At 50.7% G+C, this 18,407-nt stretch carries 18 protein-coding genes; 6 read left to right on the top strand and 12 right to left on the bottom strand.

What is annotated here, in order from left to right; genetic code table 11:
- Positions 1-2: 2 nt before the first annotated feature.
- The 3 genes from SPIRS_RS19410 to SPIRS_RS19400 are packed head-to-tail and all read left to right on the top strand — an operon-like array spanning position 3 to position 2,923.
- Entirely contained in the window at positions 3-845 is an 843-nt protein-coding gene (locus tag SPIRS_RS19410; protein ID WP_013256396.1) for a carbohydrate ABC transporter permease, read from the top strand.
- Positions 846-884: 39 nt separating this feature from the next.
- Positions 885-1,616, top strand: a complete 732-nt coding sequence (locus tag SPIRS_RS19405) for an SDR family NAD(P)-dependent oxidoreductase (protein WP_013256395.1) — start codon at positions 885-887, stop codon at positions 1,614-1,616.
- Positions 1,613-2,923, top strand: a complete 1,311-nt coding sequence (locus SPIRS_RS19400) for an amidohydrolase family protein (protein WP_013256394.1) — start codon at positions 1,613-1,615, stop codon at positions 2,921-2,923. Before SPIRS_RS19405 ends, SPIRS_RS19400 begins: the two co-directional genes overlap by 4 nt.
- A 25-nt stretch (positions 2,924-2,948) precedes the next feature.
- Here the strand turns inward: SPIRS_RS19400 and SPIRS_RS19395 are convergent, their stop codons facing one another.
- The 10 genes from SPIRS_RS19395 to SPIRS_RS19350 form a co-directional block, all read right to left on the bottom strand.
- On the bottom strand, positions 2,949-4,073 hold the full coding sequence (locus SPIRS_RS19395) for a response regulator (RefSeq protein WP_013256393.1): 1,125 nt from the start codon (positions 4,071-4,073) through the stop codon (positions 2,949-2,951).
- On the bottom strand, positions 4,066-6,654 hold the full coding sequence (locus tag SPIRS_RS19390) for a hybrid sensor histidine kinase/response regulator (protein ID WP_013256392.1): 2,589 nt from the start codon (positions 6,652-6,654) through the stop codon (positions 4,066-4,068). Before SPIRS_RS19390 ends, SPIRS_RS19395 begins: the two co-directional genes overlap by 8 nt.
- A 105-nt stretch (positions 6,655-6,759) precedes the next feature.
- Positions 6,760-7,515 (bottom strand): ABC transporter ATP-binding protein, encoded by a 756-nt coding sequence (locus SPIRS_RS19385; protein ID WP_013256391.1) that lies wholly within the window; start codon positions 7,513-7,515, stop codon positions 6,760-6,762.
- Between the two features lie 10 nt (positions 7,516-7,525).
- On the bottom strand, positions 7,526-8,557 hold the full coding sequence (locus tag SPIRS_RS19380; protein ID WP_013256390.1) for a FecCD family ABC transporter permease: 1,032 nt from the start codon (positions 8,555-8,557) through the stop codon (positions 7,526-7,528).
- On the bottom strand, positions 8,547-9,746 hold the full coding sequence (locus SPIRS_RS19375) for an ABC transporter substrate-binding protein (RefSeq protein ID WP_013256389.1): 1,200 nt from the start codon (positions 9,744-9,746) through the stop codon (positions 8,547-8,549). Before SPIRS_RS19375 ends, SPIRS_RS19380 begins: the two co-directional genes overlap by 11 nt.
- Positions 9,736-10,587 carry a class I SAM-dependent methyltransferase gene (locus tag SPIRS_RS19370; RefSeq protein ID WP_013256388.1) on the bottom strand — a complete coding sequence of 284 codons (852 nt, stop codon included), beginning with the start codon at positions 10,585-10,587 and terminating at the stop codon, positions 9,736-9,738. The genes SPIRS_RS19375 and SPIRS_RS19370 overlap by 11 nt, the downstream gene beginning before the upstream one ends.
- Positions 10,580-11,356, bottom strand: coding sequence for a nickel pincer cofactor biosynthesis protein LarB (larB, locus tag SPIRS_RS19365; RefSeq protein WP_013256387.1), 777 nt, complete (start codon positions 11,354-11,356; stop codon positions 10,580-10,582). Before larB ends, SPIRS_RS19370 begins: the two co-directional genes overlap by 8 nt.
- Positions 11,353-12,591, bottom strand: a complete 1,239-nt coding sequence (gene larC / locus SPIRS_RS19360) for a nickel pincer cofactor biosynthesis protein LarC (protein WP_013256386.1) — start codon at positions 12,589-12,591, stop codon at positions 11,353-11,355. Before larC ends, larB begins: the two co-directional genes overlap by 4 nt.
- Before the next feature lie 12 nt (positions 12,592-12,603).
- A complete protein-coding gene (gene larE, locus SPIRS_RS19355) occupies positions 12,604-13,485 on the bottom strand; it encodes an ATP-dependent sacrificial sulfur transferase LarE (protein ID WP_013256385.1) in 882 nt (293 codons plus the stop codon).
- Positions 13,486-13,712: 227 nt separating this feature from the next.
- Positions 13,713-14,135 carry a DUF3842 family protein gene (locus SPIRS_RS19350; protein ID WP_013256384.1) on the bottom strand — a complete coding sequence of 141 codons (423 nt, stop codon included), beginning with the start codon at positions 14,133-14,135 and terminating at the stop codon, positions 13,713-13,715.
- A 72-nt stretch (positions 14,136-14,207) separates the two neighbouring features.
- Here SPIRS_RS19350 and SPIRS_RS19345 point away from each other — a divergent pair, with 72 nt between their 5' ends.
- From SPIRS_RS19345 to SPIRS_RS19335, 3 genes are all read left to right on the top strand, one after another.
- The gene (locus tag SPIRS_RS19345) at positions 14,208-14,459 is read left to right on the top strand and encodes a hypothetical protein (RefSeq protein WP_013256383.1); all 252 of its coding nucleotides are present in this window, start codon (positions 14,208-14,210) and stop codon (positions 14,457-14,459) included.
- Positions 14,460-14,837: 378 nt separating this feature from the next.
- Positions 14,838-15,764 carry an NAD(P)-dependent alcohol dehydrogenase gene (locus tag SPIRS_RS19340; RefSeq protein WP_013256382.1) on the top strand — a complete coding sequence of 309 codons (927 nt, stop codon included), beginning with the start codon at positions 14,838-14,840 and terminating at the stop codon, positions 15,762-15,764.
- Entirely contained in the window at positions 15,764-16,495 is a 732-nt protein-coding gene (locus SPIRS_RS19335; RefSeq protein ID WP_013256381.1) for a DUF4386 domain-containing protein, read from the top strand. The genes SPIRS_RS19340 and SPIRS_RS19335 overlap by 1 nt, the downstream gene beginning before the upstream one ends.
- 6 nt (positions 16,496-16,501) lie before the next feature.
- Here the strand turns inward: SPIRS_RS19335 and SPIRS_RS19330 are convergent, their stop codons facing one another.
- On the bottom strand, positions 16,502-17,302 hold the full coding sequence (locus SPIRS_RS19330; protein ID WP_013256380.1) for an ABC transporter ATP-binding protein: 801 nt from the start codon (positions 17,300-17,302) through the stop codon (positions 16,502-16,504).
- Positions 17,303-17,349: 47 nt separating this feature from the next.
- The gene (locus SPIRS_RS19325; RefSeq protein ID WP_013256379.1) at positions 17,350-18,369 is read right to left on the bottom strand and encodes a FecCD family ABC transporter permease; all 1,020 of its coding nucleotides are present in this window, start codon (positions 18,367-18,369) and stop codon (positions 17,350-17,352) included.
- Positions 18,370-18,407 lie beyond the last annotated feature (38 nt).

Below are 18,407 nucleotides of genomic sequence, written 5' to 3'. Positions count from 1 at the left end.
TTATGGCAAAGCGCCCTTCCCATATTTCTCTTAATAACATACTCGTGCATCTGTTTCTTATCATCACATGTCTTCTCATCATCTTTCCTGTTGTTTACACACTGATGACATCATTCAAAAATGAAATAGACGTTCTAACGGCACCTCCCACTTTTTTCCCGCCGAAATGGGTTCTTAGCGGGTATGCCCAGGTCTTTCGAAGCGACATGGTACATGTGTATCTGGTCAATACCATCATCAATTCGGTCATAGCCTCTGCGATAGCGATTCCTCTTGCAAGCCTGGCAGGATATGGATTTTCACGCTATAAATTTCGCGGAAGTATGCTGCTTCAAACGGCAATTCTTGCAGTCTGGATGATTCCTCATCTTACAAATTTACTGCCCTTATATAAGCTGAGTTCACAGCTGCACCTGTTGCAGACCAGAATCCCTCTTGTTTTGGTCTATGTTTCCTACGGTCTGCCCATAAGCATCTGGATAATAAAGAGTTTTATCGATGCAATTCCCGAAGAGCTTGAGGATGCCACCCATTTGGACGGTTGTACCCCGCTTCAGTCTCTTTGGTACGTCATAACCCCACTGGCCGCCCCTGGCCTTTTCTCTGCTTTCCTTATGGTTTTTGTAGACTCATGGAATGAATTTCTGTCGGCGGTAGTCCTTATTACCAATAATGAACTCAAAACAGCTACGGTAGGCTTGTATGATTTTCAGTCGGCATTCGAAACCTCGTACCATACCCTTGCGGCTGCCTGTATCGTTATTGCGATCCCCGTACTACTTACCTTCATTCTCGGCAGAAAGTTTTTTTTCCAGGCAATGCTGGAAGGCGCCCTGAAAGGTTGATGCGCGGCAAACAACCGATAAACAATAGGAGTAAAGATTATGCAGATAAAGGATAGCGTGATATTGATAACGGGAGGTGCCATTCGGGTAGGAAGAGCATTCGGTCTCTATTTTGCCGAACAGGGAGCCAACATCGCCTTCAGTTATCTCAGTCCGGAAGAGAATCCGGAGGAAACCAAAAAAGCGATAGAGGCCTTGGGGGTGGGGGCACTATCAGTCAGGACCGATGTGTCCGATCTTCACCAGATCGAAAGGCTGGTAACAGAAACCATGAATAGGTTTGGGAGGATCGACACCCTTATTAACGGTGCCGGAATCTGGCTTAAGTCTCCCTTTCTTGAGATCAGTGAAAAAGAATGGGATCTTTCTATCAGCGTAAACCTCAAGGGACCTTTCTTTTGTTCTCAGGCTGTTGCCCCCATTATGCAGAAACAGAAGGGCGGGGTAATCGTCAATATAACCGATCTATCTGCCTTTCAGGTATGGGATTCCTACAGCCACCATGCCGCATCAAAGGCAGGCCTTGTCTCTGTTACCAAGTACCTTGCGGCCGAGTTGGCGCCTTACATTCGGGTGAATGCCATTGCTCCGGGGACCATCCTTCTGCCGCCCGGGGCAAGCGAAGAGAAAATCACATGGTCGCGGGAGAAGTCGTTGCTGAAGAGAATAGGAACTCCGGAAGAGGCTGCCATGCTTATCCGTTTGATCATCGAAAACGATTTTATCACCGGGGGGATATATCCTGTCGATGGTGGACGGTCTCTCGTATGAATGAGGTTCCCTCCTGCCGCTCTGTTTTGATCTACGGGACCGCCGTGCTCCTGCCCGATGGCTGGATAGAGCCGGGATATATCTACCTGAAGCATGGCGTTGTTGAACAGCTGGGAGCGGGAGATGCCCCTCAGGGGCTTTCCCAAGAGGCCGATACCGTTATCCATGCACCGAACCGTGCGGTAGTGCCCGGACTGACGAATGCGCATACCCATTTTGCCCAGACCTTTATGCGGGGTCTTGCCAGCGGCAGACCCCTTTTGCGCTGGCTGAAGGAGCGGATCTGGCCTCTTCAGGCCGCCTTCACTGCGGATGATATGAATCTTGCCGCACGCTTGGGTATCCTTGAAAACATCCGTTGTGGAGCAACACATATAACCGATCATCATAAAGTAACGTACACTCCGGAACATACCCATGTCGTCTGTAAGGCCGCCGACGACATGGGAGTCTATATGACACTGGCCCGTTCCTGGTCGGATATAGGGGCTGGTGCGGAAGAGCCCCGGCAGATTCTCGATCATCTTGCTTCTCTTTATTCGACATGGAAGGGGGAACGTATTGCCATTGCAAATGGCCCGCTGGCCGCATGGCGATGCAGTGCCCGGACACTTCTCGAAAGCCACGAGCTTGCCCTGAACAACGGTTCTTTTTCACATATCCATATAGCAGAATCTCTGGATGAGATGGAGATGAGTGGAGAGAAATACCAGATGTCTCCTTTCGCGTGGCTTGATTCCCTCGGTATTCTTGATGCTCGAATGCAGCTTGTCCATGCTGTCTGGGCCGATGAACATGATGTCGATAGAATTGCCGGCTCTGGAGCTATCGTTATTCACTGCCCCGTAAGTAATGAAGTGCTTGGTTCCGGAATTGCGCCTCTATCCACATTCCTTGCACGAGATGTGCGGATACTCCTTGGAACCGACGGCCCCGCAAGTAATGATACCCAGGACATCTTTGAAACAATAAAAGCCTCCTTGCTGCTTTCCAGAGTTTCCACACATAACGCCAATAGCCTAAGCCCTACCGAGGCCCTCCATATGGCCCTTGATGGAAGAAGGATAGAGAAGGGTGGGGCGGCTGATCTGATTATTGTAAACCTTGATCATCCACGGGCGACCCCTGTGCACGACTATGATTCCGCACTTACCCTCTGCTGTCACGGCAGTGATGTGGAGACGGTGATAGTGGATGGAAAAATCCTCATGTATGACAATAAAGTATTGGTCGAGGATGAAGAGTCTCTGCTCTCCGAATGCAGGGAGAGGGTTAAATTTCTGAGGGAAAGGGTCGGCTTGGAATAGCGGGAGTGGAGAGGTGACACTGCCTTTAAAGATTATCCACATCCCTGAATGTTCCAAGCTCTATATTGGGGAATACAACTGAAATCGTTGTGACATCATCGACCTGAATGGAGATGTTCCCAAACAGCTGTTCTTCGGCAAGGACCGTGGTAATCAGCAGATCGGTTCCCGAAGGGACCAGCTCTTCTTTTCCTCCCAATGATCCTTCCAGTTTTAGCGTGATCACGAAGTTGTTTCCCTCTTGTGAAAACATGATGCTGATTCGATCATTGTCATGTGTACATGCGGCTGAGCCGCTGACGGCGGTACGAATCAGTTCATTGATGATCATCCCGCAGGGGATTGCATGATTTATTCCTAAGGTAAATGGGGTATTGTGAAGCAATAGTTGACAGTCTGTCGGAGATGTTTCGGCGGACTCATGTGCCGCCCGAAATATTTCATGACTATAGAGCGCCATGTCCACCTCTTTCAGATTCGGAGAACGGTAGAGGAGTTCATGAACATAGGCCAGGGAATGAATGCGGGATTCGAACCGCTTAAAAAAATCTTCTGTCCATGGGCAGACTTTCTCCGGCTTATCAATCGATATGAGGCTTTTTACAAATTGAAGATTGTTGTTGACTCTGTGGTAGACCTCCTGTAGAAGGATGGTCCGCTCTGCAAGTGCCCGTTCAAGAGCCTTATTCTTTTCGTGGAGTTCGTGGGTTTTTTCTTCCACGACCTTTTCGAGCCCTGCATTGATCTGTTCAAGCAGTCTTCTTCCCCGTTGAATGTCGAGTTGTGTTTCTATCCGTGCTATAAGTTCCACAGGTTCAAAAGGTTTGAGGATATAATCACGGCCACCGGCCGCAAAGGCTTCGGCTATCAAGTCATGGTCGTCAATGGCTGAGATAAACAAAACGGGAATCTCTGCCGTTTCCGGGGTGGCTTTTATTCTCTTACAGGTCTCAATACCGTTAATACCTGGCATCCTGATGTCGAGCAGTATAAGATCGAACTGCTTATGCTGAAGTAGTTCGATAGCTTCCAGACCGCTCAGGGCAGCGGCTATGCGATACCCCTTTTTTCTGAGAATGGAGCTGAGAATGAAAAGATTATTGCGCGTGTCGTCAACGATGAGAATATTCCAATATTCTTTCTCATTCATCGCTTGCCACCTTCTGTTTCATGACTGCCAAAAATTCATCGAAAGAGGCGAGCTGTTGGCGAACGGCATCAATGTCAAAGGAGAGCATCGACTGCCGCAGGGATGTGCCCCACTTGACAAGGTCAGGAACGTGGTAGCTTTGGGCCAATGTTCCTATCTCATCTGCAATATCGATGATATCATCAACAAGTAAATCCTGGCCAATGGAGTGCAACCTTGGAAGAAAGCTTCGTTCCATGGTGGCAATCAGGTTTTTCAGCTCTTCGCGAGAAGCTTCTCTCTCTCCCTGTGGCGTTGTTTTTTCGTCCTCGTCATCGGAAGGGGTATCTGATGAGCTCCCCTCTTCATACGGGAGATACCGTTTTACCTCTTCTATCAGCCGACTTTTTCGAATTGGCTTCCGCAGAAAGGAATCGGCATAAATTTTCATGGCCCACTCATCATTCTTTGTGATGGATGCTGTGAGCAGAATGATCGGAATAGAGGCTGTGCCTTCGTCTGCCTTGATCTTTTCTATTAATTGTATGCCGCCCATAATCGGCATTTTGAGATCGGAGATAATGAGGTCAGGGGTGAAGTCGGAGAGCTGTGAGAGTGCTTCCGCCCCGTTCGATGCCTCTCGATACGTGAAAGGGCAATCGCTCAGAAAACCCCTTATCAGGAGATTATTTTCCGGCACATCATCCACGAGGAGGAGTTTGGAAGGAGAAAATTGTACATTCTCTGTATCCTCATTTTCTTTCTCAAGGGAGGCCTTCTCAACGATGGCGACATTGGGAAGCTCGATTGAAAAAATAGCCCCTTCGCCGGGACTGCTTGTAAGTGAAATGGTTCCTCCCATTAATGTCGAAAGGCGTCGGCTGATGGCGAGTCCGAGGCCGGTCCCCCCATACTTGCGGTCCCACGCTACCTCTCCTTGCTCGAATATACCGAAAATACGTTCCTGATCGGAAACTGCAATTCCCGGTCCCGAATCGGCCACATCGATACGGAGGTCCACGCTTGTGGACTCTTCCGATTGCTTCCACGTGTTTATCACAATTCGCACTCCTCCGACTGTCGTAAATTTTATTGCATTGCCGACAAGGTTCACCAATATCTGGCGAAGGCGTGTTCTGTCGATGAGGAGTGCCTCCGGTGTCGCCGTTGCAATCTCGACATCGAGGATGAGATGCTTCTTTTCCGCCAGAGGGGCATAGATGTAACGCAGCTCTTCCATAAGAGATGTGATATCCGTAGGTTCCGGTTTGAGAACGATTTTGTCTGCTTCGACCTTGGAAAGATCAAGAAGATCGTTGATGATAGCCAAAAGCGTTGTTCCGCTTGAGTTGATTGCCTCGATATACTTACGTCGACGAGGGTCTCTTTCTTCTGCTTCCAGGATTTCGGTGAAACCGAGGATTGCATTCATTGGCGTACGTATTTCATGGCTCATGTTGGCCAGAAAAATAGTTTTGGTCCTATTGGCTGATTCCGCTTCATTCTTGGCCCTGCGAAGTTCCCTCTCCGATCGTTTTCGCATTTCATCGGCAGTGACCCAATTCCAGACGATCAGCCATGTGACAAAAAGATAGATGATCCACCCCATACCGATCGTTGCCAGACGTTGGTGTATGGGCCGATTGAGATCTGTTTTGCTGATAAATGATACGCATTTCCACGCTTCGCTGAAGTGGACCTTGAGCAAAGAAAAAGGAGCCTGCCATTTTTCATGGGGGCGGATTGTCGAAAAGCTGAAAAGCCCCGAGCGTGTTTCAATACTTCCTTCTTCAAAGTTCATGATTGCTGCGGCAGCTTCGGGGAAACGCTCGTAAATGGTTCGTTCTTTGCGATCGTCGAACATGAACCCCCATTCGTCTTCCGCCGTTGGACCTCTAAACCAATAACCGTCGGAGTTAAGAAAAAAGAGGCGGAGATTCCCGAGTATGGCGGCCTGCTCCATGCGCTTGAGTAGTTTCTCACCGAGATAATTGAGCACGATGATGCCCCTTTTTTTGCCCAGGTGATCGGTGACTGGCATACCGATTCTGATCATCGCTTTATATGGTACTTCCAGCTCCCCATGTTCAATATTAAGATCCAGGGGTGAAATATAGGCCTCTCCCGGCTCAAGTTTGAATGATTCGGTGAAATAGTATCGGTCTCGTTTGTCCTGCAGCTCTTCCTGCGGAACGATAACGGCCTTCCCATCTATAAGATTAACCCGAATGCGTTCAAAGCCTGTTTCGTCGATAAGCCGAACCTGGTCGTATATTTGACGTGCATTGCTAAACATCAGGAAATCCCAACGAATGTTTTCCATGGCACGGCTTTTTTCCCATGGATCATCGGAAAAAAGGTCCGGTATACAACTTAACTGGGCCAGGAAATTTATATCGGAGATTATTTGTATGAGTTCGTCTTCGACGATATAAAACTGGATTCCGACGGTATGCTTCTGAGATTCTACAATAGAGCTTCTTTCAACCCTATTGGGAATAAAAACCATCAGAGCGGCAACAAGTGTACCGAATAAGAATACCGGTAAGAGAAGCCGCGCTGCTCTGATGCGAACGCTCTGCGTCTTTCTTTCTTTACCCATGGGCTTCCTTTCTATATGCCGGATAGTCCCACTCTGTTGCTCAATACCGACGACAGCCCTAAGTATAGTAAGAAAGTTCACAATTGCAAAAATTCGGTTGTTTCGCTATTTCGGATAGACCATCCTTAACCCCGAGATTGTACCAATTCCGCATATTTCCCCATAGAGGCGTGTCAGAAGCGGCTCATCGAGGATGCTGGAGGGATCTCCTTTTGCCATCAATCCTCCCCTGCCCATGACCAGGACATGGTCGCAGAACCAGGAGACATGATTTGGGTCATGGGCGCAGGCGAAGACCGTCTTCCCCGATTCGACGATCTCTCTGAGGATCTTCCAGATCATGATCTGGTTTTTGAAATCGAGAGAGGAAGTCGGCTCATCGAGCATAATAAGAGGTGTGTCCTGGGCAAGGGCTCGGGCTATGAGAACAAGCTGACGCTGGCCGCCTGATATATTGGTATAGGGTTTGTCGGCGATTTTGGATAATCCCAATCGTGCCATTGCCTCTTCGGTGCGCTCACGATCCTCCTTCGTAATACCGAAGACTCCTCCGAAATGGGGAGCCCTCCCCATGAGGACCACCTCGCGTACCAGGAAAGGAAAGGGTGATGAATGGTCTTGGGGAACATAGGCCACCAGTTTTGCCATTGCCGCCGTGGATATTTTGGAATGCTCCCTGCCTGCTATGGTGATATTCCCCTTTGCCTTGAGAAGTCCGAGGCAGCATTTGAACAATGTCGTTTTCCCTGAGCCATTTGGACCGAAGAGCCCGCAGAGCCGACCCTTTTCGACATGGAAGGAAACCTTGGAAAAGAGTGGGGTGGTGTCGTAGGAAAACTCTATTTCAGCAGCTTTCAGCATCGTCTTCTCCTTATCCATAAAGGGTCTTACCCTTGCTGCGCAGAAGATAGATCAGGAATGGGGCCCCCACGACGGAGGTGAGGATGCCGATGGGGATCTCCGAGCTTGCGATTGTCCTTGCCATTGTATCGCAGAGCAGTATGAAGAGCGCTCCCAGTAAGGCCCCCGCAGGAACGACATAGCTATTGTCCGCACCGAATATCATCCTTGCTGCATGGGGAGCCATTAGTCCCACCCACGCCACGATGCCTACTTGTGAAACACAGAGGGCCGTTACCAGCGTCGTCGACAGGATATACAGCAAACGGTATCGTTCCGGATGTACTCCAAGGGTTCTCGCCTCTTCGTCTCCCATGGAGAGAATATTCAGCTTCCAGGATGTGAGGAATATGATGGCAAATACAACGGCCACAAAGGGGGCCGTGAGAATGACATCGTTCCAGGTGGCATAGTAGAATCCACCCATCATCCAGAAGGTTATTTCCCGAAGCTGCGCATCCGGAGCAAGATATTTCAGAAGCGATACCATGGCAGAGAAAAGTGATCCGATGACCACTCCCGAGATGACGAGGGTGATAACCGGGGCCCTGCCCCTCGTCTTTGAAATGGTATAGCTTAGTGCGACTGCCAGAATCGCGAAGCCAAAGGCGGAGAGCTGCATCGATCTGATGATGGTTGGAAACATGATCCCCAGGGCCGCACCGAAGGCTGCTCCTGCGGAGACCCCCAAAATATATGGTTCAACCAGCGGATTCCTGAAGCAAGCCTGATAGGCCGCTCCGGAAAGGGCAAAGGCGACGCCCGTTATGATGGCCAGAAGGACCCGAGGGGTTCTGATGGTCCAGATGATCACCGTATGAAGCTTGGAGAGCTCCTCTTCATTCCCTCCCATGAGCTTGGTCCTGAGAATGTGATAGGTTTCCTCTGCCGATATATCGTAGGTGCCGGCCGTCAGAGCCCAGAGGGCCCCGACGACCAGGAGAAGAATGAGCACCATGATCATGGTCAGCTTTTGGACACTACTCTTCGACTTAGAAGTCATTTTCTACGGTCCAGTCGAGCCACTGGGCTGAGCGTAAACCCCGGGCCGTTGCATCATCGACGTGGTAGACATCTTTGTAGAATTGCAAAGCAACTTCATGAATCTTGATATCGCTGAAGAGTTCGGGGTAGGCGGCCTTCGCGATGATCAACATATCGAGGGGGTATTCGACCCTGCGTGAGCAGTTCATCGGGGTCCAGGGCATGGCGCAGACCCGCCTGTTTTTGATGGCCCGCAGCTCCGAAAGAAGGCTAAAATCGGGTCCCTCGAGGATTTCCCTGGGCGGATGATAACCGTTGGATGTGGGCAGAATGATCACGTCGGGATCAAGGGCGTATATCTGTTCGATATTGAGGATCTTTCCCCTGCCGTTTTCCCGAAAAGCATTTTTTGCATGAGCGATGGATTCGATGATATAGGACTCCGGCGTATCTATTCCCCATGCCGATCCTGTCCCTCCCTTTGTCCTTATATTGGGATTCAGCCCCAGCATGAGGAGGCGGGATTTCTTGCTCTCGGGAATGGCTTGGGTTCTTTCTCGTATAAGGTCGATGGTGGAGTGAAGATAGGCGGCCAGGGCCCTTGCCTTATCTTCCTGGTGAAAAAGGCGACCAAGCACTGCCATCTCTTCGTTCATGCTGGTCAGATCAGAATTCCGATACCAGCTGGGTGAGTAGAGAACCAAAAGGGGAAAGCCCATTGCTTCGATGGTGGAGATGGTTTTCTCTACGGCCTCCCGGTTCCCGCTACCCACCGTGCAGTCGCCGACCCGCAGGATCACCAGCTGGGGATTACTTTGTGCAAGGGTCTCATAACTGAGGATATTGCCTTGGGGCGAATTGATGCAGGGAAGATCGTTGAGCCAGGGGTGGAGATACTTCATGGTGTTCCACCCCTTTGAATAGGTGTAATGCTCTCCTGAACCGGTGACGAAGCTGTAGGTATAGTCCCGTTTCATGGACCAGGAACCGATGGCCACAACCTTATCGATGACCCCAAGGTGGGTCATAACCGCCTCAACAAAACCGTCGTCGATGGTAGCGATGCGCTCCAGCTCTTTAGGTAGGGTGATACTCTTGCCCCTCATATCCGTTACGGTGTACTGCTCTTGGGCACCGACTGCGAAACTCACAATGCAGAAAAAAAGGATGGCCGCTACGCCGGTGGCCGGATGTTGTCTACGCTTCATGATAATCCTCCATGTTCCAAGATATCCGCATACCGACATGGTTGCGGGGCATGACCAGACGTTTCCCGTCGGGTATTGTTCGCCGTTTTAGGAAATCAATGAGTATTGCCCGCTTTTCGTGACTGTGGGCATGAAAACGGGCGCTGTACTGTTTTAAGGCCTCCTCAAGAGAGCCGAATACCATGGTTCCTCGGCTCCTTGTAACCCGTATATCCGGGTAGATTCCCATGGAATAGAGGAGATTGAAGACAATGTCGCTCTTGGGAATAGGATCGTAGGAACGACCATGGAGGAGGGGCCACAACTCGATGGCGTCACGATCCCAGGGCTGCAGCCCTGCGTGCCAGTAGATGACGATGTGGCGCTTCGTTACGGCCATCATCTGTTTGATGCTTGTGCTTACGTCAAGCATTCCGAGGGAAAAGGAAGCAATGCAGAGGTCATAGGGCGGCCTTAGATCCGCGATCGCGTCGATATCGTCCCAGCGTTTTCTGATGATCGTGACATTGGTGATGCCTCTGCTGGCGATCTCCTCTTCCAATACCGCTGCCATACCCGATGCCGGTTCCACGGCCGTGATGTGAGCGACCGACCTGGAGAGCGGCACCGCAAGGGTTCCCGGACCGGCTCCTATATCCAGAACATGCCAATCACGTTTCGCAAGATTGCAGATTTCTTTGATACGTTTCTGTGTCGCTTCTTGCTGCGACGAACGTATCCGGTACGCGCGCGCCGATCCTTCATCGTCCCATGCCAGCCAGCACTCGCCCCCGCGACCCGATGCGATATTTCGTTTCTGCGCCTCTATCCATAGCTTAGCCCAGTCGAATTGTTCAACCATGCTTCACCTTTTGCCGGTTGATGAGGTTTGCCTGGTAGCCCGCACCGAAGCCGTTGTCGATATTGACTACGGAGATTCCCGGAGCACAGGCCGAGAGCATGCCCAGGAGGGCCGACAATCCACCGAAAGAGGCGCCGTAGCCGACGCTAGTGGGAACGGCAATAACCGGTACCGCCACAAGCCCTGCGACGACACTGGCCAGGGCCCCCTCCATCCCCGCCACGGTGATGACAACCCGGGCCTGCCGTATCTCTTCCAGGCGTGCAAAGAGACGGTGGATTCCCGCGACCCCCACATCGTTGATGAACAGGGTCCTGCTGCCGAAGAATTCCGCGGTCCTGAGTGCTTCGCAGGCGATCGGCCGATCGGAGGTCCCGGCAGCGACCACGGCAATCAACCCTTCCCGTTCGTCAGGATCGGTAAGGCTGCCGATGGTGAGCGTGGCTCCTTCTTCCTCGTATACCGCTTCGGGAAAACGTCTAGCGATCCTTTCCGCAAGCTCACGGCTGGCCCTGGTCCCCAGAACCGGCAATCCTGCATCCCTCATTCCGACCATAATCGCTTCGGCCTGTTCGATACGTTTCCCTTTGCAGTAGACCACTTCGGGGTAACCGGTGCGCCGGCTTCTGTCGGCATCGATCACCGCAAAGCCCAAGTCCGTCGTGACGCCACCCGAAAGAAGCCTTGCCGCCTCCGGTACGGAGAGTTTCCCCTCTTGTACCGAGCGTAAAATCGTTTCGGTTGATGTTTCTCGCTCCCTCTCCGTCACTTTTCAAGCTCCCCGGCAATCAGCTGCTCAGCCTCCCTGAGGCTGATGCCCTGCTCTCGGGCGACACGGAGCCGATCTTCGAACTCGATCTTCGTTCGTAAGGCCCGCTCTCCGAAAAAAGAGGTTTTTGCGTGGGCCGTTCCGAAACTTCCCGTCACGGTATGCTCTTGGCGGCGTAGGAAGCGGCGAGTCACCGCCGTTTCCCGGAAACCGATTGTTGTAGAGCCGGTAAAGAGGCAACGTCGCAGGGCATCGGCATGATTCTCATCGGTGAGAATCGAGACGATTGTCCCGGGTCGAGACTTCTTCATCACACAGGGGATGAAGGTTACATCCAGGGCACCGGCATCGAAAAGGCTTTGCATAAAATGCCCCATGGCTTCGCCGTCCATATCGTCGATGTTCGTATCGATTTGGATGAGATTCTCGGTCAACCAGGGATCGCTATCCGAAGAGGCAGGTGCCTTATCCTTTGAAACTTCTTCCCTCCAGGAAACCCGAAGGATATTCGGCTTTTCCAGTTTCCGGGTTCCGATGCCGTACCCCGTTCGTACCTCGGTGAAACTACCGCTCTCGATAAACTCGTCCACACAAGAGGCCAGGATCGCGGCACCGGTGGGGGTCGTCATCTCATGATCGAAGCCACCGGTTTTCACCGGCAACCCCTTACACAAAAGCTGGGTGGCAGGTGCCGGGACCGGTAGAATACCGTGGGCACACTCGACCGTCCCCCCGCCAAGTTCGATGGGTGAGGAGGTAATCCGTTCAGGAGCAAGCATATCCAGGCAGACGGCTGCACCGACAATATCGATGATCGAATCGACGGCACCCACCTCATGAAAAGCCACATCCTCAACGCTTTTACCGTGTACCTGAGCTTCCGCTTCCGCTATTCGTGAAAAGATATCGATGGCACGTTTTTTCGCTCCTTCTGATATGCTCGATGACTCGATGAGTGAGCGAATTTCCTTCCATGTGGTGTGGCTGTGATGATGGTGGTGCTCGTGGTCGTGCTCATGGTGATGGTCATGGTGATCATTCAGGTCTTTCACCACGGCATGGGTGCCAGTGATGCCGCAGCGTTCGTCACGGTGGAAATCGAGACTCCAGTGATCCACACCGAGTTTCTCCAGTTCGCTTTGTATGCGCCGGGGATCGACTCCCAGATCGACAAAGGCTCCTAAGGTCATATCACCGGAAATCCCGGCGAAACAGTCAAAATGTAGGGTTTTCATGTGTAACACTCCTTAATACGTTATATTGTCATTTTCGTTATCGATGGCCCTATTCATGCTGCCGCTCCGGTAGCCCGATAACTCGAAAGCGACGTAAAGAAACCCAATCCGCTTCAAGGCTGTTGAAATCTCATCCAGCCGCTCTTCATTGAAGAAATGTAATCGCTCATCCGGGGCAACCTCGATACGTGCAATGTCGCCGTGAACCCGTACCCTATATTGGTGAAAGCCGATTTTCCGCAAGAAAGCCTCCGCTTCCTCGATCTTTTTGAGTTTTTCCGTGTTGATTCGATCTCCGTAGGGGATACGGGAGGCCAGGCAGGCAAAGGATGGTTTGTTCCAAGTCGGGAGGTGAAGGATTTTCGAAAGTTCCCGTATCTCGTTCTTGCCGAGCCCTATCTCCAAAAGCGGGCTGTGGATTCCAAGTTCCGCCAGAGCTCGCATACCCGGACGATAATCGTAGCGGTCGTCGGCATTTGAACCATCCAGGATCGTGCCGATGCCGTAGCCGGCCGCTGTTTGGAGAAGCGTGGTAAAGACGATCCTTTTACAGTGGTAACAGCGATCTTTCGGATTGGCAGCGACCGTTTCGGAAAGCAGCTGGGCTTGGATGCAGACATGTTCGATACCGATTTTTTTTGCAAGATCCTTTGCCTCCTCCACTTCCCGGTGGGGGATAAAAGGTGATACAAGGCTTATGGCAATGGGCCGTAGGCACGATGCTTCCATGGCCGCCCGGCACAGGAAGGTACTATCGACCCCGCCTGAAAAGGCGATTGCGACCCTTTCATAGGCGGAAATATGTTCCAACAGCTTGTTATATTTATCCTGTATTGTCATTCTTCCCGCATCTCCCTCGGCGCAGTAGCCGGAGAGGCGGTGAAAGTTTCCCAAGACATACCTCACTCCCTAAGCATAATCGTAAGGAGTTCATCTCCCGTGAGGTCCTTCTTGGTACCGTTGATAGAAAATTTTTTATGATGAGCGCCATCCGTTCATCGGATAGGCCTAAGGCCGTGTGCCCCTTCGCGGATTCATTCCGTTCATGCAGGCTACCATTTTCGGCGAGATTCTGTCAATTAATCTTTTCTACTGTTACGAATCCTGGTGATAGCCAAGGCCTAACTTGAGCCCTCCGACATCAAGGCAATGATCTGCTCCACGGCATCTTTTATATTGGTCTGTAAGGTCCGGGACGAGGCCCCGGGAATGATGAGCCGGCATCGATCGATGGGAATCAAAACCTTTGTAGCCGAACTCTCCGCAACAGCGCTTGCGATTTTCGGGCTGATTTCTCCGTACAATGCATTTGCAATGATGATTCCGATGGGGCCGGCGATAATATCGACCCGTGATGCGTTGTAGATGATTGCATTCTCTCCGGTTGCTCCTATCGAAGCTCCCGATTTCAACATGGTAACGGTTGCCGTTGCGTTGGTTCCAAGTGCAAGCAATTCGTCGATTTCAGCAAGATGCGGTTTTAGCGCCTGTACAATAGCCTTTCCCACGCCTCCGCCTTGTCCATCGATAACCGCTATTTTCATGGAACCTCCTCATACGCAAACCCATGCTCAAAACACTTTGACTATAAATGGCTTACCGCCGGTGGTCAATCCGTGGCCTTTTTTGCATTGAGTCCTGCAATTCACGAAGAGATCGTGTTTCGGCTTTTTATTCTCTCTTTCTGTCTTTACCTACTTCGCTATTCCCGGCATCCCCAATCAGGTATCGCGATTTCTCTTGTGTTGGCGGTAGTTCCGCATAGCTTGAACCATGTGCCGGACCTTTTTCTGAAGCAGCCTCTGAGTGCACTTTTTCTTTTTGGGGGAACCAGCATCGTATTCGGCCTTCCCATGGCTCTGATTTAATTTAGATGGGGGCTGATGACTACACTATCCTTTCACTGGTTCATTGATGCTTTTCGCTTTTCCTTTGGGTATTAACGGCATGGCGTTGGTGTTTAGTAAAGGGCGCCATTGGCCTTCTCCGCGTGATGTTACTATGTAATAAAATAATAGATTTTTTGTGGTAAAACTATGGCACTTATATTACTAAATTACTAATGTTTTAATAGTGTCAGGAATATTGGTGGTGATGTGCCGTTTCCCCTGGAAAAAATCTTGCTTTTCCACCGCTGTCTGGTATTTTGTATGCTTATATGTGCAATGGACGATGAGAAAAGGAATTAAGATCCTTGTACCACCAATATTCCTGACACTACAATTGGTCAAAAAAAGGGTATGGCGATGAAAGCGATTGAAGCTCTGAGATACGGAGCACCAGATTTCCTTCAACTCAAAGAGGTGGATAAGCCAATTCCGAAGAGCCGTGATGTACTGATACGAGTGTATGCGGCATCCGTCACCCGGGGAGACGTTTTTCTCCAGAATCTTCCCTTCATCGCCTGGCTCCCATTGCGGATCATATTCGGTCTTAAACGGAAAAGCATACCGGGGCATGAGTTTGCGGGAACCATCGCGGCTGTAGGATCAGCCGTCACCTCGTTTAAAAAAGGCGACCGGGTTTTCGGAACGACCACCGGGTTACCGGTTGGTTCCTGTGCCGAATATCTCTGTCTCTCCCAGGAGGGAACGCTGGCCGAAAAGCCGGGCAATATGACGTATGAAGAAGCCGCTGCCGTGCCTGTCGGCGGACTTACCGCATTATATTTTCTGAGAAAGGGAAAGATTCGGGACCGGGAGAAGGTTCTTATCTTTGGGGCCTCCGGCTCGGTAGGTACCTTTGCGGTACAGATCGCCAAATACTACGGAGCGGAGGTTACCGGTGTATCCAGTACCGTGAATACGGAATTGGTACGATCGCTGGGGGCTGATAAGGTCGTTGATTACACCAAAGAAGATTTTGCTGATCGTGGTGAGCGTTATGATATCATTTTTGATGCTGTTGGGAAAATACCGGGATCGAAAATAAAAGAGGCACTCGCTACGAACGGGCGATATGTGACGGTTAGAAAGGGAATCGCCATAGAGCGTTCACAAGATTTGATTTTCCTCAAAGGCCTTATTGAGGCGGGAAAAATCCGGACGGTCATAGACAGAAGGTATTCCCTGGAACAGACGGCTCAGGCATACAGATATGTCGGAGAGAATCACAAGAAAGGAAATGTTGTCATAACGATAGATCAAAACCTTAGTGAAAAGGAGGAACTATAGTGGCAAGTCCGTATCCCCAGACTTCCCCCCGGAGATATGCCAGGATTACCGGTGTCTTATATCTGGTAATCTTCTTTCTTGGGCCCTTTGCCTTTTTCATGGGAAGAAGCGGTGTGTTTGTTCCCGGAGATCCTTCCGGAACAATCGGCAATTTGATCTCCTCACAGCTCTTATTTCGTCTTGGTATGGTAGCCGAGACCGCTATTGTATTGATCGAGATTGTGGTGAGTGCCCTGCTCTATGTCCTGCTTCGGCCGGTAAGCAGGCCGCTTGCACTGGCTTCTTCTTTTGCCCGTTTCGCCCAATCCATACTACAGGCCGTCACGCTCTTTACCGCTGTCCCTGCCTTGCTGTTGCTGAGCGGGCAGAACTACCTTTCGGCCTTCGATCCCGGTCAGCAGAATGCCCTTGTTCTTCTTTTCATGGATATAAATGCTTTTGTGATTATGATCTGGGGGCTACTCTTCGGTTTCCATCTGCTGCTGCTTGGGTACCTTGTTTACAGGTCGGGATTTTGGCCGAAAATTTTGGGAATTCTGCTTCTTATTGCCGCCTTGGGCTATCTCGCCCAAAGTTATGGGCATATTGTGGTACCTCAGTATGATGACATGCTTGCCAAGATTGTGGTGATACTCTCCATTCCGGGGGAACTGGCATTTACCTTATGGCTTCTCATCAAGGGGGTAAATGAGAAACGGTGGGAAGAGCGAAAAGGAGATAGCCTTCGATGAATTAATCTATGTTTCTCCATCTTGTCTCGGCACGCAGAATCGTACCGGGGCCTCGCCTTCATGGCACTGCGAAGTCAGAATCTGTACGTCGATGCCATAGGTTCTTCGCAGATTGGATTCCGTAATGACGCTTTCGGCGGAGCCGAAGGCAATAAAGTTCCCATTGTTCATCATGGCCACCTTGCAGGCATGGAGGAGCGGATGGTTCGGATAGTGGGTTGTCAAGATGATGGTCAATCCTGCACGGGCAAGCTTATCAATTACCTGCAGAACCAAGGTTTGATTTCGAAAATCAAGGGCCGATGTCGGCTCGTCCATCAGGATGACGTCCGGCCCTTGGGCTATTGTTCTGGCGATGGCGACAAGCTGTCGTTCCCCGCCGCTTATGTGGGTGAATTCCCTATCCCGCAGATGGGGAATCCCGACAGTCTCCAGGGCCTGTTCGGCGATTGCTGTATCGTGTGCACCGGGGGATGAAAACATCTTCAAATGCGGTGCCCTGCCCATTTTAACAACTTCAATAACGGGGTAGGGGAAAGGAGCCCCGTTATCTTGAAACACAAAGCCGATTTTCTGAGCCAGACTTGATGTTCTCATTATCGAGATCTCCGTTCCGTCTATGCGGCAAGATCCTGATCGTAGTGGTAGGAACCCCCTGAGGCAGCGTAGTAGGGTCGTCTTTCCGCATCCATTTGCTCCGAGAAGGCAGAGGATATCCCCTTTGTCGATTTCGAAATTAAGGTCTTCAAAAATGGTCCGATGCCCATAATCGAATCTGCCTTTGTATAAACCTAGTTTAGGGCTCATACCTTCTCCTTAGATCTTGTTGCCTTTGGCATGTACTGAAAAATGTGCTAAGACCAGCCGCCTCTTGTCTTGCGAATCAGATAGCCGAAAAAGGGAGAACCGACGATGGCGGTGAGAATACCGAGTGGAATTTCGGCCGATGAAACGGTACGGGCTATATCATCCATCGCCAGCAAATAGAATGCGCCTATGATCAACGTTACCGGCAGCAGCACCTTGTGGTCGGGGCCGACCAGCATTCTTCCGATGTGCGGAATCACAAGGCCTACCCAGCCTATAATACCGCTGATGCATACGGAGGCGGCGGTCATTAATGTAACGGAGAAAATTACAATTGCTTTCAATAGTTCCGTATTGATGCCCAGGGAGCTTGCTTCTTCATCACCGAAGGAGAGAATGTTGATTCTCCAACGAACAAGAAGTAACAATGTTATACCCAAAACAAGAGGGGGAAGGGTCCACCATATATCGCGAGTACTAACGGTGTTTAATCCTCCCATCAGCCAGAATGTTATGGCAGGTAGTTTGGAATATGGGTCTGCAACATACTTGGCAACCGAAATCAAGGCACTGAAAAAAGCAGAGACGACAACTCCCGAAAGTACAAGCATGACGACTGAGGTCGTTTTATAGACCCTGCTTAGAAAGTAGGTAATCATCACCCCCGTAAGCCCGAAACTAAAGGCAAGAAGGCGTACCAAGGCCGGATCTCCCGATATCAATATGGCCAAGGCTGCCCCGAATCCCGCGGCGGCCGATACGCCGAGGATATCGGGGCTAACCAGCGGGTTCCTAAAGATTCCCTGAAAGGCTGCCCCACTGATGGAGAGAGCGCCGCCTACACACATGGCCAGAAATGTTCGGGGTAGCCGTATTTGAAGAACGACGGTGGCATCCGTTACCGACCAGCTTTTATGTATCGGGAAAATGGTTGAAGCAAGTATCTTGATGCAGGTCGTGAACGAGATTGGATAGCGTCCCAGCGTCAGAGAAAAAAAGAAGAGTACGATCGGCAGGATGACAAGTAAAGCCCACACGATTTTCTTACGATTTGTGGATGTCTGCATAATAGTTTTCACGCGGTACGTGTCTCAGTAATATCCTA

Source organism: Sediminispirochaeta smaragdinae DSM 11293 (assembly GCF_000143985.1).
Lineage (GTDB): Bacteria > Spirochaetota > Spirochaetia > DSM-16054 > Sediminispirochaetaceae > Sediminispirochaeta > Sediminispirochaeta smaragdinae.
Note: the sequence above shows the minus strand (reverse complement) of the source record. Positions and strands in the feature narration are given on the sequence as shown.

What these genes read in the sequence shown, in the direction of transcription:
- SPIRS_RS19375 (WP_013256389.1), bottom strand. Translation starts at nt 9,746, where the DNA reads ATGAAGCGTAGACAACATCCGGCCACCGGCGTAGCGGCCATCCTTTTT.
- SPIRS_RS19390 (WP_013256392.1), bottom strand. Translation starts at nt 6,654, where the DNA reads ATGGGTAAAGAAAGAAAGACGCAGAGCGTTCGCATCAGAGCAGCGCGG.
- SPIRS_RS19405 (WP_013256395.1), top strand. Translation starts at nt 885, where the DNA reads ATGCAGATAAAGGATAGCGTGATATTGATAACGGGAGGTGCCATTCGG.
- SPIRS_RS19395 (WP_013256393.1), bottom strand. Translation starts at nt 4,073, where the DNA reads ATGAATGAGAAAGAATATTGGAATATTCTCATCGTTGACGACACGCGC.
- SPIRS_RS19380 (WP_013256390.1), bottom strand. Translation starts at nt 8,557, where the DNA reads ATGACTTCTAAGTCGAAGAGTAGTGTCCAAAAGCTGACCATGATCATG.
- SPIRS_RS19400 (WP_013256394.1), top strand. Translation starts at nt 1,613, where the DNA reads ATGAATGAGGTTCCCTCCTGCCGCTCTGTTTTGATCTACGGGACCGCC.
- SPIRS_RS19330 (WP_013256380.1), bottom strand. Translation starts at nt 17,302, where the DNA reads ATGAGCCCTAAACTAGGTTTATACAAAGGCAGATTCGATTATGGGCAT.
- SPIRS_RS19410 (WP_013256396.1), top strand. Translation starts at nt 3, where the DNA reads ATGGCAAAGCGCCCTTCCCATATTTCTCTTAATAACATACTCGTGCAT.
- SPIRS_RS19385 (WP_013256391.1), bottom strand. Translation starts at nt 7,515, where the DNA reads ATGCTGAAAGCTGCTGAAATAGAGTTTTCCTACGACACCACCCCACTC.
- SPIRS_RS19370 (WP_013256388.1), bottom strand. Translation starts at nt 10,587, where the DNA reads ATGGTTGAACAATTCGACTGGGCTAAGCTATGGATAGAGGCGCAGAAA.
- SPIRS_RS19350 (WP_013256384.1), bottom strand. Translation starts at nt 14,135, where the DNA reads ATGAAAATAGCGGTTATCGATGGACAAGGCGGAGGCGTGGGAAAGGCT.
- SPIRS_RS19325 (WP_013256379.1), bottom strand. Translation starts at nt 18,369, where the DNA reads ATGCAGACATCCACAAATCGTAAGAAAATCGTGTGGGCTTTACTTGTC.
- larC (WP_013256386.1), bottom strand. Translation starts at nt 12,591, where the DNA reads ATGAAAACCCTACATTTTGACTGTTTCGCCGGGATTTCCGGTGATATG.
- SPIRS_RS19340 (WP_013256382.1), top strand. Translation starts at nt 14,838, where the DNA reads ATGAAAGCGATTGAAGCTCTGAGATACGGAGCACCAGATTTCCTTCAA.